Below are 15,385 nucleotides of genomic sequence, written 5' to 3'. Positions count from 1 at the left end.
GCGGGTTTATTTTTTTAGTATGAAGCCTACTATAGCTTACTTGATTTCTATCTCTAACTTCTTAATCTTTTCCAAAGTATTTCCTGCCTCCGTCGAAGGGAACAACTGCAACACCCGCTGCAAATAATCTTTTGCCTTGGAATAGCCGTTAGAATAGACATCAGAAAGCCCATTACGATAACGGGCATATTGCATTCGTGTAGGAGAAGTTATCTTCTTATAATCATCTTCCAACTTTTTCTTTTCACGTTCTGCCTGTAAATAGAAATAATTTCCCAGAAAAATATTAGCTTGCAAATTATTAGCATCAAGTATCAATACCTTCTCATAAGTTTTTACAGCATCTTTTTCTTTACCCCGCATCATCTCCATTTCGGCACACGATACAAGAGCAGGAACATCGTCTGAATGATACTGCAGAAATTCTCTATAAAATAAGTAAGCTTTATCATAATTCCGCTTACGTTTATAATAGGTGGCCAACTCATTTACCAAACGCGGAGCTACAGCGCTGTTTTTTTCCACCTGAGTCCAATAAAACATCTCAGTCTGATCTGCCCCAGCCTTTATCGACTGGCGAAACAGACTCACCGCATAGTCATCCTGCCCCTCAGATAAGGCAGCAGACACCTTTTGAAGCAACTCCCCAGCTGATTGTGCTGAGAGCACAAAAGGGAAAGCAACCATGAATGAAAATAGTAAAGTTAAGGTTCTCATCGCTTATTAATATTACCTAGTTCTTGTTTCCGCAAATATACTCATTTTTAAAATATTATGTATTATAAAAATTGTTATTATCAAATGCCTTTTTACCATTTACGACAAAAAGAGTACCTTTGTCGATAAATAGAACAAATCAGTGCTTTAAAATGATTGCTCAAACTCCGAATATTATCAATAAAAGAATACTTCAGATAGCTGTACCTTCGATCATTTCGAATATCACAGTTCCACTACTGGGACTGATTGATGTGACAATCGTAGGCCATCTGGGATCTGCAGCGTATATCGGAGCTATTGCCGTGGGCGGAATGCTATTCAACATCATCTACTGGATCTTTGGATTCTTAAGGATGGGAACCAGCGGAATGACATCACAAGCATACGGCAAACACGATATGGACGAAGTTACCCGACTTTTGTTACGATCCGTTGGAGTAGGATTGCTCATTGCCATTATTCTGGTGGCTTTACAATATCCCATCCGTAAACTGGCATTTACTTTTATACAAACGACAGAGGAAGTAGAACAATTGGCTACACTCTATTTCCAAATTTGTATTTGGGGAGCTCCTGCCATGCTGGGCCTTTACGGTTTTGCCGGTTGGTTCATTGGTATGCAGAATTCGCGTTTCCCAATGTACATTGCCATTACACAAAACATTGTGAACATCGCTGCAAGCCTTTGCTTTGTCTATTTGTTCCATATGAAAGTTGCCGGGGTAGCCCTAGGGACACTTACAGCCCAATATGCGGGATTCTTTATGGCATTATTATTATGGAGGCGATATTATGGCAAATTGAAAGAACGTATTGCCTGGCAGGAGATATTGAAAAAAGAAGCTATGCTGCGTTTCTTTCAGGTGAACCGGGACATTTTCCTACGGACTCTCTGCCTGGTTATTGTCACGCTGTTTTTTACCTCCGCCGGAGCAGCACAAGGAGAAGTTGTATTGGCAGTCAACACTTTGCTAATGCAGCTATTTACTCTCTTTTCTTATATAATGGATGGCTTTGCTTATTCAGGTGAAGCGTTGGTTGGTAAATATATCGGTGCGGACAACCGTCCGGCATTGCACCGTACCGTTCGCCAGCTCTTTATCTGGGGAATCGGACTTTCTACGGGCTTCACATTACTTTATTTCTTTGGTGGCAAGGTATTCCTAGGGCTGCTCACCAATGAAGTTTCTGTCATCCGGGAAGCCGGAAATTACTTTTATTGGGTATTGGCTATCCCACTTGCAGGCTTCGCCGCTTTCCTATGGGACGGAATATTTATTGGAGCCACTGCCACCCGGCAAATGTTTTATGCAATGCTGGCAGCCTCAGCCGGTTTCTTCCTCGTTTATTACTCCTTACACGAGTGGATGGGAAATCATGCCCTTTGGCTGGCTTTCATCGTCTACTTATCTCTGCGCGGCATCGTACAGGCAGTTTTAAGTAGAAAAATTTTGTACCAAAGTTAATCATTACAGACAGAAAGCGTATATTTGCAGAAACTAAATGTAATATCATAATGGCAAAGTATAAAAGAGTTCTGTTAAAGCTCAGTGGTGAGAGCCTGATGGGCGAAAAACAATATGGCATTGACGAAAAGCGCCTTGCCGAATATGCAGCACAAATCAAGGAAATCCATGAGTTGGGCGTCCAGATAGGTATCGTCATCGGTGGTGGTAATATCTTCCGCGGATTAAGTGGCGCAAACAAAGGTTTCGACCGCGTGAAAGGAGATCAAATGGGAATGCTCGCTACGGTAATCAACAGCCTGGCATTAAGCTCTGCCTTGGTAGCCACCGGTGTAAAGGCGCGTGTACTGACAGCCGTACGCATGGAACCTATCGGTGAGTTTTACAATAAATGGAAAGCTATCGAATCTATGGAAGCAGGCGAAGTGGTTATCATGTCTGCCGGAACAGGCAATCCGTTCTTTACTACCGACACAGGCTCTTCTCTGCGTGGCATTGAAATTGAAGCCGACGTTATGCTGAAAGGCACACGCGTAGATGGCATCTATACCGCTGATCCGGAGAAGGACCCTACTGCCACTAAATTTGACAAGATTACTTACGATGAAGTTCTGAAACGTGGCCTGAAAGTTATGGACCTCACTGCCACCTGCATGTGTAAAGAAAACAATCTGCCAATCATTGTATTTGACATGGATACAGTAGGCAATCTGAAGAAAGTAATGCAAGGAGAAGAGATCGGAACACTGGTACACAACTAATTTTCTCTGAAAAAACTCTGTATATCAGTGTGCTCTGTGGTGAAAATAATTATATTTGCAAAGTTTCAATTAAAGTACAATTCCAAAAACCGAAGAATATGAGAGACGTAAAAGACATCTTAGATGAAGCGCAAGAGAAAATGGATATGGCCGTTATGTATCTGGAAGAAGCATTGGCTCACATCCGCGCCGGAAAGGCAGACGTTCGTTTGCTGGACGGTATCCGTGTGGATTCTTACGGAAGCATGGTTCCTATCAACAATGTAGCTGCCGTAAATACTCCGGATGCCCGTAGTATCGCTATCAAACCGTGGGACAAAAGCATGTTCCGGGTAATTGAAAAAGCAATCATTGACTCCAGTCTCGGCATTATGCCCGAAAATAATGGTGAGATTATCCGTATCGGTATTCCGCCGCTGACAGAAGAACGCCGTAAGCAGCTCGCCAAACAATGTAAAGGTGAAGGTGAAACTGCTAAAGTGAGTGTGCGTAATGCTCGCCGTGATGCTATCGATGCTTTGAAGAAATCCGTTAAAGACGGTCTGGCAGAAGATGCACAAAAGGGGGGTGAAGAAAAATTGCAAAAGATTCACGATAAGTATATCAAACAGATCGATGATATGCTGATTGCAAAGGATAAAGAAATTATGACCGTATAAAAGCCAATTGACAATTGACAATTGAGAATTGACAAGTACCGAAAGAGACTGTAACTGAGGTATGTTGCCAAGTAGTAATTGTCAATTGTCAATTGAAAATTGACAATTAAATTGAGGGGACTGGTAATAAAAAATACAGGTAGTTGGTATTTGGTAAAGACCGACGAGGGGAAATGTGTGGAGTGTAAAATCAAAGGTAACTTCCGTCTCAAAGGTATACGCAGTACCAATCCGGTAGCTGTGGGAGATTATGTGCAAATTATCTTGAATCCGGAAGGAACTGCTTTCATCAGCGAAATAGAAGACCGGAAAAACTACATTATCCGGAGAGCGTCCAATCTTTCTAAACAATCGCATATTCTTGCTGCCAACCTTGACCAAAGCATGCTTATTGTTACGGTCAATTATCCGGAAACCTCCACAACTTTCATCGACCGTTTTCTGGCTTCTGCTGAAGCATATCGCGTACCCGTTAAGCTAATCTTTAATAAAATAGATGCTTATGATGAAGATGAGCTTCACTATCTGGACGGACTTATCAATCTCTATACTACCATCGGTTATCCCTGTTTTAAAGTTTCGGCCAAAACGGGTGAGGGCATAGAACAAATTCAGGAAGAATTAAAAGGCCGGGTAACACTTTTCTCCGGACATTCCGGTGTGGGAAAGTCAACCCTCATCAATGCGATATTGCCTGAACAAGACGTAAAAACCGGTGAGATTTCCACCTATCATAATAAAGGTATGCACACCACTACCTTCTCTGAAATGTTTTCCGTTCCGGGAGACGGATATATTATCGACACACCGGGTATCAAAGGTTTCGGCACATTCGATATGGAAGAGGAAGAGATAGGGCACTATTTCCCGGAGATATTCAAATTCTCTGCAGACTGCCGTTATGGCAACTGCACTCACCGCCAGGAACCGGGTTGCGCCGTACGGGAAGCTGTAAAAGAACATTATATCAGCGAGTCACGCTATAGCTCTTACCTCAATATGTTGGAAGACAAGGAGGAAGGGAAATATCGGGCAGCATATTAAAATCACCATCACTTTATCACCTTTTTTAACGCTTCTCATATTAAACCTTCCTGTTCTCAAAATGTCCAAATTCATGCTGACATAATCTGACGTAATACTAATACTGATACATGAATAAGAAAGTTAAATGGGGCATCATCATTTTTATCGGTGCCGGACTAATAGGTGGGGGTATTTATTCTCAACTCCCTAAGGAGAACAAAGAATTGGCGGCTGCAGACAAAGTTATGAGCACTAACCGCAATAATAAGAGAATACTGAATGTAAATGCAAAGATCATAAAACCTCAACTGCTGAAAGATGAAATAAAAATCAGTGGTAGCTTATTGCCTGATGAAGAGGTAGATCTTTCTTTCGAAACTTCCGGTAAAATTATTGAAATTAATTTCGAGGAGGGCAGCCAAGTAAAAAAAGGACAATTGCTGGCTAAAGTAAACGACCGGCCTTTGCAAGCACAGTTGCAACGTCTTGTTGCCCAATTGAAATTAGCCGAAGACCGTGTATTCCGCCAAAACGCTCTGTTGGAAAGAGATGCAGTCAGTAAAGAAGCCTATGAACAGGTGAAAACTGAACTGGCAACCCTGAATGCAGACATAGATCTGATAGAGGCAAACATTGCACAAACCGAGCTTCGTGCACCATTCGACGGTGTGATTGGTTTGCGCCAAGTCAGTGTAGGAACTTATGCCTCTCCTACTACCATTGTAGCCAAACTAACCAAAATATCTCCACTGAAGGTAGAATTCTCCGTTCCCGAACGCTACGCTAATGATGTAAAAATCGGTGCAGGAGTGAATTTCGGACTTGAAGGTAAGCTTGAGACTTTCCACGCAAAAGTTTATGCCCGGGAATCCAGAATGGATCAAAACACCCATACATTGACTTTACGTGCCCTTTATCCCAATGCCAACGGTCATGTGATGCCGGGACGCTATGCAGACATCCGTTTAAGCAAAAACGAGATTCAGGATGCCCTTGCCGTTCCATCCGAAGCGATTGTTCCGGAGATGGGTAAGGATAAGATATTTCTTTACAAATCAGGGAAAGCCCAGCCTGTAGAAATACAAACCGGCATACGCACGGAAGCCGAGACTCAAGTATTACAAGGTTTGCAGGAAGGGGATACTATTATAATCTCAGGAACCTTGCAACTCCGTACCGGATTACCTGTAACTTTGGATAACATTTATTAAACCGGATGCCTTATGAATATATCTGAACTCAGTATACGGCGCCCGGTACTTTCTACGGTGCTTACCCTCATCATCCTGCTTTTCGGACTTATCGGGTACAGCTACCTCGGCGTCCGAGAATATCCGTCCGTGGACAATCCTATCATTTCGGTATCTTGCTCCTACCCGGGTGCAAATGCCGATGTTATTGAAAACCAGATTACCGAACCACTGGAACAAAATATCAATGGTATTCCGGGTATCCGTTCCTTGTCCAGCGTCAGCCAGCAGGGCTCATCCCGTATTACGGTAGAATTCGAGCTTTCCGTCGACTTGGAAACTGCTGCAAACGACGTGCGTGATAAAGTTTCACGTGCTCAACGCTACTTGCCCCGTGACTGTGACCCACCTACGGTATCAAAAGCAGATGCAGATGCCATGCCTATCCTGATGGTGGCATTACAAAGTGATAAACGTTCTCTGTTGGAATTGAGTGAAATTGCCGACCTCACCGTAAAAGAACAATTGCAGACTATTGCAGACGTCAGTAGCGTTAGTATTTGGGGAGAAAAGCGTTATTCCATGCGTTTGTGGTTAGATCCGATCAAGATGTCAGGTTATGGCATTACCCCTATCGACGTTAAAAATGCAGTAGATAAAGAAAATGTAGAACTCCCATCCGGAAGTATTGAAGGTAATACGGTGGAACTTACCATCCGTACGTTAGGACTGATGCATACGGCAGAGGAGTTTAACAACCTGATCCTGCGGGAAGATAATAACCGCATTGTTCGTTTCAGTGATATCGGACGGGCAGAATTAGGTCCGGCGGATATAAAAAGTTACATGAAGATGAATGGAGTGCCTATGGTGGGTATCGTTGTGATTCCGCAGCCGGGTGCCAATCATATTAAAATTGCAGATGCCGTCTACGAACGCATGAAACAGATGAAGAAAGACCTTCCTGAAGACGTGCAATATTCTTACGGTTTTGACAACACCAAGTTTATCCGTGCTTCCATTGACGAAGTAAAGGAAACCGTATATGTGGCATTTATCCTCGTTATCATTATTATTTTCCTCTTCCTGCGTGACTGGCGCGTTACACTGGTACCTTGTATCGTAATTCCGGTTTCGCTTATCGGTGCATTTTTCGTGATGTACCTGGCAGGATTCTCCATCAATGTGCTTTCCATGTTGGCAGTAGTATTAGCAGTGGGGCTTGTAGTGGATGATGCTATCGTTATGACGGAGAATATCTATGTCCGCATTGAACGTGGAATGCCCCCAAAAGAAGCCGGTATCGAAGGTGCTAAAGAAATTTTCTTCGCCGTAATTTCTACCACTATTACATTGGTGGCCGTATTCTTCCCCATTGTATTTATGGATGGTATGACAGGACGGCTTTTCCGTGAATTCAGTATCGTGGTATCCGGTTCGGTAATCATCTCTTCGTTTGCTGCGTTGACTTTCACACCTATGCTTGCCACCAAATTGCTGGTGAAACAAGAAAAGAAAAACTGGTTCTATATAAAAACCGAACCGTTCTTTGAAGGAATGAACCGCATATATAGCCGGTCACTAGAAATCTTCTTACGCAAACGCTGGCTGGCTATGCCTCTTATATTAGGTACTTTATTTATCATTGTATTCCTTTGGAATGCGATCCCCGCTGAAATGGCCCCTCTTGAAGACCGTTCGCAAATCAGCATTAACACCCGTGGAGCTGAGGGTGTGACGTATGAATATATACGGGATTACACAGAAGACATTAATCAACTGGTAGACTCCATACTTCCGGATGCAGAGTCTGTTACCGCGCGTGTATCAAGCGGTAGTGGTAATGTGCGTATCACATTGAAAGATATGAAGGATCGTGATTACACACAGATGGAAGTAGCGGAACAGATTTCCCGGGCGGTTCAAAAGAAAACAAAGGCACGGTCTTTTGTACAACAATCTTCTTCATTCGGCGGACGTCGTGGTGGCATGCCTGTACAATACGTACTACAAGCCACCAATATCGAAAAGTTGCAAGAGGTATTACCCAAATTCATGGCAAAAGTTTATGAAAATCCGGTATTCCAGATGGCTGATGTAAACCTGAAATTCAGCAAACCCGAAGCACGTATCAACATCAACCGTGATAAAGCAAGTATCATGGGAGTAAGTACACGCAACATTGCACAAACCTTACAATACGGATTGAGCGGCCAGCGTATGGGTTACTTCTATATGAACGGAAAACAATATGAGATATTAGGAGAGATCAACCGTCAGCAGCGTAATAAACCTGCCGACCTGAAAGGTATCTATATCCGTAGTGACAAAGGAGAGATGGTGCAGTTGGACAATTTGATTGAACTGACTAGTGGTATTGCCCCACCGCAGTTATACCGTTACAATCGTTTCGTTTCCGCCACCATTTCTGCCGGACTTGCCGATGGAAAGACTATCGGACAGGGATTGGATGAAATGGATAAAATAGCCAAGGAAACACTGGACGATACATTCCGTACCGCATTGACCGGAGACTCAAAAGAATACCGGGAAAGTTCTTCCAGTCTGATGTTTGCCTTCGTACTGGCCATCTTGCTGATTTACCTGATTCTGGCAGCTCAGTTCGAAAGTTTCAAGGACCCGCTGATTATCATGCTTACCGTACCTCTGGCCATTGCAGGTGCCCTGGTATTCATGTATTTCGGCGATATTACGATGAATATCTTCAGCCAGATCGGCATCATTATGCTGATTGGTCTGGTAGCGAAAAACGGTATCCTCATTGTAGAATTTGCCAATCAGAAGCAAGAAGCCGGAGAAGACAAGATGGAAGCCATCAAAGATGCATCACTACAACGTCTACGCCCTATTCTAATGACCAGTGCCTCTACCATTCTGGGACTGATACCGCTGGCATTCGCTTCGGGGGAAGGTTGTAATCAGCGTATTGCCATGGGTACGGCCGTAGTGGGAGGTATGTTGGTATCCACATTCCTGACCATGTACATCGTACCTGCCATATATAGCTATATATCCACTAACCGCAGTAAGTTAAAGAAATCATGAAACGTACGATTTTATCCCTCATAACGGTTGGTTGCACCTCGCTTGCTTTGCAGGCGCAGATGCCTCAATCTTATACACTGAAATCCTGTCTGGAATACGGACTTCAAAACAATTACTCGTTGCGCATTACCCGTAATGAGGAACAAGTTTCCAAGAACAATGCAACATTGGGTAACGCCGGCTATCTGCCGACACTTGACCTGTCAGCAAGTTATAAAGGAACTGTTGATAACACTGACAGTAAAGTGCGTGCCACCGGAGAACACCTCAAAGAGAATGGTGTATTCGACCAGGCCATGAATGTAGGTCTCAATCTGAATTGGACTATCTTTGACGGTTTCAACATCACCGCCAACTACCAACGATTGAAAGAACTGGAGCGACAAGGTGAAACAAACACCCGTATTGCCGTAGAAGATTTGATAGCCAATATTGCAGCGGAATATTACAACTACCTGCAACATAAAATCCGCCTGAATAATTTTCGCTACGCCGTATCTCTATCCAAAGAACGCTTACGTATCGTAGAGGAGCGTTATCACATCGGTAACTTCTCCCGTCTGGATTACCAACAGGCAAAAGTGGACTTCAATGCCGACAGTGCCCAGTACATGAAGCAGCAAGAGTTATTGCATACCTCCCGTATCCAACTGAACGAACTGATGGCAAATGAAGATGTGGACCAACCGATTGTTGTCCAAGATAGCCTCATCAACGTAGACAGCAGTCTGAACTTCGAAGAGCTTTGGAATGCTACCCTGCAAACGAATGCCTCCCTGCTGAGAGCCCATCAAAACAATACACTTGCACAACTGGATTACAAGAAGGTTTGCTCCCGCGACTACCCTTATCTGAAGCTGAACGGGGGCTATAGCTATACTTTCAATAAATATGATGTCGCTACCAATATCCAGCGTGGTAATCTCGGAGCAAACTTTGGTCTGACTATCGGCTTCAACCTGTTCGATGGGAATCGCCGCCGTGAACGTAACAATGCGCGTATTGCCATTCAGAATGCCCGACTGGAACGGGAGCAACTGGAACAAGCATTGCGTGCCGACCTGAGTAATTTGTGGCAAGCCTACCAGAATAACCTGCAAATGCTAAACCTGGAACGTCAGAACCTTGTAGCCGCTAAGGAGAATCACGAGATTGCCATGGAACGCTATATGTTGGGAAACCTTTCCGGTATCGAGATGCGTGAAGCACAAAAGAGCCTTCTGGATGCGGAGGAAAGAATCCTTTCTGCGGAATACAATACGAAAGTTTGTGAGATTTCCTTGTTGCAAATCAGTGGAAAGGTAACAAAATACCTGGAATAGAACAATTATTCCCCATCAGGCAAGTTTTTTTCCTCTACTTTTGCCATCATAGAACTATAAAAAACAATGATCATGAAAAAGATTTGCCTGTGTTGCCTGGCTCTGATCTGCCTGACAAACCTATTTGCACAAGAAACCGTAAACTACAAAGAAAAAATGCCGTACAAGACTTGGGTAAAGATGGCCCCCAAACTCAACGACGAATTCTTTAAAACCGACGAAGCCATCCGCATTGGCGACAACGTTTTACTTTACCAGCAAACTACCGGAGGTTGGCCCAAAAACATTTATATGCCTGCCGAACTGACTCAACAGGAGTTAGAAGATGTACTTGCCTCTAAAGACGAAGTAAACGAAAGTACCATAGATAATGATGCTACAAGCACAGAGATACAATATCTCTCACGCTTGTACCTGGCCACCCACATTGAGAAATACAAAGACGGGGCACTTGATGGTATTCGCTACATTCTCAAAGCACAATATCCCAATGGTGGTTGGCCACAATTCTGGCCCCGCCCTAAAGGTTACTATACACATATCACCTACAATGACAACGCGATGGTAAATGTCATGGAATTGCTGCGTGAAGTATATGAAAAGAAAGAGCCCTACACCTATGTTCCTGACAGTATCTGTGACCGTGCCCGTGCCGCTTTCGACAAAGGTGTAGAATGTATTTTAAAAACTCAGGTAGTACTGAATGGAAAACCGACTGTATGGTGTGCGCAACATGATGAACACACCCTTGCCCCCGCCAAAGCACGTGCTTATGAACTTCCCTCATTGAGTGGCGCCGAATCGGACAACATCGTCATTCTGTTAATGTCTCTGCCTGATCCTTCAAAAGAGATTATCGAATGTATAGAGAACGCTATCGAATGGTTCAAAGCATCAAAGATTGAAGGAATGAAGAAAGAGTTCTTCACGAATGATGAAGGCAAAAAAGACTTCCGTATGGTTCCATGCACAGATTGTCCTCCTCTATGGGCACGTTTCTATACTTTAGAAGACAACCGTCCGTTCGTTAGCGATCGTGATGGGGTGAAGAAGTTCGACATTTCCGAAATCGGATATGAGCGCCGTAACGGATACAGTTGGTATAATAGTGACGGGCTGAAAGTATTCAAGAAATACGAGCAGTGGAAAAAGAAACACAATAAATGATAGTTTCGGACAGGTGCTCGCATCTTCTTTTTCTCACTATAGTGAGAAAAAATGCTCAGCATAGTGAGAAACAAATATCAGCGTATTGAGAATAAATGCTCACTTAATAGAGAATAGATACTCACCAAGGTGAGAATAAACAGAGAAAGCTGCCCCAAGGAGTTAATAAACTTCTTCGGGACAGCTTTTACTTAATCTATAGAAAGAGAATGCTTACTTACTACAATTCCATGGTTTCAGTTGCTTAAAGAAATCATTGCCTTTATCATCTACCAGGATAAATGCCGGGAAGTCTTCTACTTCAATCTTCCAGATAGCTTCCATACCGAGTTCGGGATATTCCACACATTCGATACTCTTGATATTGTTCTGTGCCAGGATAGCAGCAGGACCACCGATAGAGCCGAGATAGAAACCACCGTATTTCTTGCAAGCATCCGTCACCTGCTGGCTACGATTACCCTTAGCAAGCATAACCATACTGCCACCATGACTCTGGAACAACTCTACATACGAGTCCATACGTCCCGCAGTAGTGGGGCCCATAGAGCCACAAGACATTCCGGCGGGAGTTTTAGCAGGACCGGCATAATAAATAGGATGATCCTTGATGTATTGTGGCAAGTCTTCGCCACGATCCAGACGTTCTTTCAGCTTAGCATGAGCAATATCACGTCCCACGATAATCGTACCGTTCAGTGACAAGCGGGTGGCTACCGGATATTTAGTCAGTTCTTTCAGAATATCTGCCATCGGTTGGTTCAGGTTTATCTTAACGACGGCACCTTCGCCTGCATGACGCATTTCTTCCGGAATGAGTTCACCCGGATTGCTGTCCAGCTTTTCAATCCAGATACCATCCTTATTGATCTTACACTTGATGTTACGGTCGGCAGAGCAGGAAACGCCCAAACCTACCGGACAAGAAGCACCATGACGAGGTAAACGAATGATACGTACATCGTGAGCCAGATATTTACCGCCAAACTGTGCACCAAGACCAATCTTATGAGCTTCCTTCAGTACTTCTTTTTCAAGTTCCACATCGCGGAAAGCACGACCGTATTCATTACCGGTAGTTGGCAATTCATCGTAGTAATGAGTAGATGCCAACTTCACGGTCAACAGGTTCTTCTCAGCAGAAGTACCACCGATGACGAAAGCAATATGATAAGGAGGACAAGCAGCTGTACCCAGGGTTTTCATCTTCTCAACAAGGAAAGGAACCAATGTACCGGGATTCAGGATTGCCTTTGTTTCCTGATAGAGATAAGTCTTATTTGCCGAACCACCCCCTTTAGTCACACAAAGGAATTTATATTCCATACCTTCGGTAGCTTCGATATCAATCTGTGCGGGCAGGTTACATTTTGTATTCACCTCGTCGTACATATTCAACGGAGCATTCTGAGAGTAGCGCAGGTTTTCTTCAGTATATGTTTTGTAGACGCCCAATGAAAGTGCTTCTTCATCGCAATATCCGGTCCATACCTGTTGTCCCTTTTCACCATGAACGATAGCCGTACCGGTATCCTGGCAGAAAGGAAGCACGCCTTTAGAGGCTACTTCTGCATTACGCAGGAAAGTTAGTGCTACATATTTGTCATTATCACTTGCTTCCGGATCGCGCAGAATCTTAGCAACTTGCTCATTGTGCGAACGGCGCAACATGAATGACACATCGCGGAAAGCCGTATTAGCCATTGCCGTGAGACCTTCTTTTTCAATCTTCAGCATAGGTTTCCCTTCAAACTCGCTTACGGATACATAATCTTTTGTAAGCAGATAATACTCTGTCTTATCTTCTCCATGCTCAAACATAGGTTGATAATGGAACGGAGGTGTTGTTGCCATAATTACTCGTAAATTAAATTAATGAATCGTAGCACAAAGGTAAGAACTATTATTGAAATATTTCTTTAATTAGCGTAAAATGATGCTATCCGCTGCATACGACTTATCAGTTCGTCACCCAATGCTGTCTTATCTTCAATATGTTTCAGCACAGCAGTGACAAAAGGATTACTTTCGAAATCTCCACGCACCTGTTCAAAGTCCATTTCTTTCTCTGCACGCGAACCATCGGCACCAAAGCCCGTCATGGAGGCCAGTGAGAATTCTTTCTTAGCGTCATCATACACCATACGGTCCAGCCCAACTACAGCTTCTTTCCACTTTTCTACAATACGGATAATATCTGCCGTCGTAATATTCTCAGGCTTGATACCATAAAACTCTTCTAACTTCTCATAAGCCCAGGTCCATTCGTAAGTATAGTAGTTCTGATGCATCTTCTCGAATTCCGCATTAATAGACTTCAGACGGTCCACTTTACCACACTCTATATCATTGATTAAAGCATCTATCTCGCTCTTCGGTGCTATCAATCCGGAAATATCCACCCACTCACCACTACCTATCACCGTATCAGGTTTCAGACGGGCACGTATTTCTTCGTTACTCTTAAAATCAATACCTTCCAAACGCTTGATTACAGAGTTCCCGAGGAATTTATGAATAGCTATCTCATAGAACTTTATCCCCTTCACTAACGCTGAATTACGGATTTTAGCACTATGGAAAGAATAAATATCAGAAAGTTCTCCGGAAGCATGGCGCAGATTCTGCAAAGTCTCTCGCCCTTTGAACATCTTTTGTACGGTATAAGGGCTGAGCAAATTGTAATTGATGAAATCCAACTTATTGGTATCAGTACGTCCGTCACGCTTCGGCCATTTCTGCGCATCACGAATGGTTCCGACACTCCTCAAGTTAACGCCCGGCACAAGATAAGTGGTATTATTTTGCTCTATCAGATAGGAAAAAGGCAGATTGGATGTATCGGAATGATTGACATGGCGTCCCATCACCAATGAAAAGGCTCCCACACGGGCAGGCCATAGGATATAAGAATCGGAAGTAGTCTTAGCTCCACGCTCCAAAGTTCCCTGGTGAATAGGACCTAACTTATACATATGGTTACTTTGGTTAGATCCGGAACCGGCATTCATAAATGAAAACATACCGGCAATCAATAAAGTGGATTTATGATGCGTCACCGTGAAAGGTCCGGCAAAAATGGCACATGCTTCACCGTTTTCTCCTTGACAATTGCTGAAAAAGAGAGATTCCGATGCCGAATAATTATGCCCCAAACGACAAGCCTGTCCTATGAAACAGCGGCTTAACATCGCCCCATCATCTATATGCGAACCGGATGAGATGATAAAATCATCACAAATGACCCCATGACCAAGATGTACCGGTGCTTCTTCATTACTATTGATGCTTCCATTAAAAAGACGACACGTCCCACAAATGTGACAGTAATCTCCAATACGCACGTTCTTGATAGACCCTGTATTGAGTATCATGACATGGTTGCCAATGCTACCTATTGCAGAAGCATGCTTATTGGAATAAAAATCAGTAATAGCCTTCATCCGGCAAATCAGTTCCGGACGGTGACGGTAAAGCGCCAGGATATAGGCTTGGTGCGCAGAAAGTTTATCATTGATAAGTACCTCTCGCCCACCTGTTTCATTCAGCACAGATACCTCTACCCCATTACCAAATTTACTCAAACCATCTACCAGGATAATATCCACATTCTCAATAAATGTATCATGCCCGATTTCATAATTAGCAATGTAATTCTGGATATTCTCTATGCAACAGTTATCTCCTACAGAAACATTGTGTAGCGTCACATGGCGCAGACCGGAGTGTTTCTTGATTCCTCCCGGTAGTGTGAATTCTGATTGAAACACACCTAAACGTACATTTCCCGAGAACCGGGTATGATGCACAAATTCGGTAACAAAGTCTTCCGCTACCGTTACTTTCCCCCAATCATCTGCCAGACACGACTGGCTTTTCAACCGAAGTATCTCGTCTTCAGTTAAATGTCTGTAATTCATAATAAGTAAATTAAGAATGAAGAATTAAGAATGAAGAATTACTATGCAGCACAAGAGCACGCAGCCCAATTCTTCATTCTTCATTCTT

General features: G+C 43.4%; 11 protein-coding genes. 8 read left to right on the top strand and 3 right to left on the bottom strand.

Annotation, left to right across the window (positions count from 1 at the left end):
- Nucleotides 1-36: 36 nt before the first annotated feature.
- Nucleotides 37-717 (bottom strand): tetratricopeptide repeat protein, encoded by a 681-nt coding sequence (locus tag BWI44_RS16450; RefSeq protein ID WP_115501966.1) that lies wholly within the window; start codon nucleotides 715-717, stop codon nucleotides 37-39.
- Between the two features lie 152 nt (nucleotides 718-869).
- On the opposite strand from BWI44_RS16450, the gene BWI44_RS16445 reads away from it, so the two are divergent.
- The 8 genes from BWI44_RS16445 to pelA all read left to right on the top strand — a co-directional run bounded on the left by BWI44_RS16445 (nucleotide 870) and on the right by pelA (nucleotide 11,377).
- A complete protein-coding gene (locus BWI44_RS16445; protein ID WP_195209775.1) occupies nucleotides 870-2,186 on the top strand; it encodes an MATE family efflux transporter in 1,317 nt (438 codons plus the stop codon).
- Between the two features lie 50 nt (nucleotides 2,187-2,236).
- Nucleotides 2,237-2,947, top strand: a complete 711-nt coding sequence (pyrH, locus tag BWI44_RS16440) for a UMP kinase (protein ID WP_195209774.1) — start codon at nucleotides 2,237-2,239, stop codon at nucleotides 2,945-2,947.
- A 98-nt stretch (nucleotides 2,948-3,045) separates the two neighbouring features.
- Complete coding sequence (gene frr / locus BWI44_RS16435) at nucleotides 3,046-3,606, top strand: ribosome recycling factor (protein ID WP_117693976.1); 561 nt, start codon at nucleotides 3,046-3,048, stop codon at nucleotides 3,604-3,606.
- A 111-nt stretch (nucleotides 3,607-3,717) separates the two neighbouring features.
- Nucleotides 3,718-4,650, top strand: coding sequence for a ribosome small subunit-dependent GTPase A (rsgA, locus tag BWI44_RS16430; RefSeq protein WP_195209773.1), 933 nt, complete (start codon nucleotides 3,718-3,720; stop codon nucleotides 4,648-4,650).
- Nucleotides 4,651-4,760: 110 nt separating this feature from the next.
- Nucleotides 4,761-5,843 carry an efflux RND transporter periplasmic adaptor subunit gene (locus tag BWI44_RS16425; protein WP_195209772.1) on the top strand — a complete coding sequence of 361 codons (1,083 nt, stop codon included), beginning with the start codon at nucleotides 4,761-4,763 and terminating at the stop codon, nucleotides 5,841-5,843.
- A 12-nt stretch (nucleotides 5,844-5,855) separates the two neighbouring features.
- A complete protein-coding gene (locus BWI44_RS16420) occupies nucleotides 5,856-8,888 on the top strand; it encodes an efflux RND transporter permease subunit (protein ID WP_195209771.1) in 3,033 nt (1,010 codons plus the stop codon).
- Nucleotides 8,885-10,210, top strand: coding sequence for a TolC family protein (locus tag BWI44_RS16415; protein WP_195209770.1), 1,326 nt, complete (start codon nucleotides 8,885-8,887; stop codon nucleotides 10,208-10,210). Before BWI44_RS16420 ends, BWI44_RS16415 begins: the two co-directional genes overlap by 4 nt.
- Nucleotides 10,211-10,282: 72 nt before the next feature.
- Entirely contained in the window at nucleotides 10,283-11,377 is a 1,095-nt protein-coding gene (gene pelA, locus BWI44_RS16410; RefSeq protein WP_117693973.1) for a pectate lyase, read from the top strand.
- A gap of 213 nt (nucleotides 11,378-11,590) precedes the next feature.
- On the opposite strand, the gene BWI44_RS16405 is transcribed toward pelA, so the two are convergent.
- Both BWI44_RS16405 and BWI44_RS16400 read right to left on the bottom strand, forming a co-directional pair.
- Entirely contained in the window at nucleotides 11,591-13,231 is a 1,641-nt protein-coding gene (locus BWI44_RS16405; protein WP_007667312.1) for a fumarate hydratase, read from the bottom strand.
- Nucleotides 13,232-13,296: 65 nt separating this feature from the next.
- Nucleotides 13,297-15,297, bottom strand: a complete 2,001-nt coding sequence (locus tag BWI44_RS16400; protein WP_117693950.1) for a DUF4954 family protein — start codon at nucleotides 15,295-15,297, stop codon at nucleotides 13,297-13,299.
- Nucleotides 15,298-15,385 lie beyond the last annotated feature (88 nt).

The organism is Bacteroides sp. Phil13 (assembly GCF_001940965.1).
Taxonomy (GTDB): Bacteria; Bacteroidota; Bacteroidia; order Bacteroidales; family Bacteroidaceae; genus Bacteroides; species Bacteroides intestinalis.
This window is presented reverse-complemented; position numbering and strand designations above follow the sequence as displayed.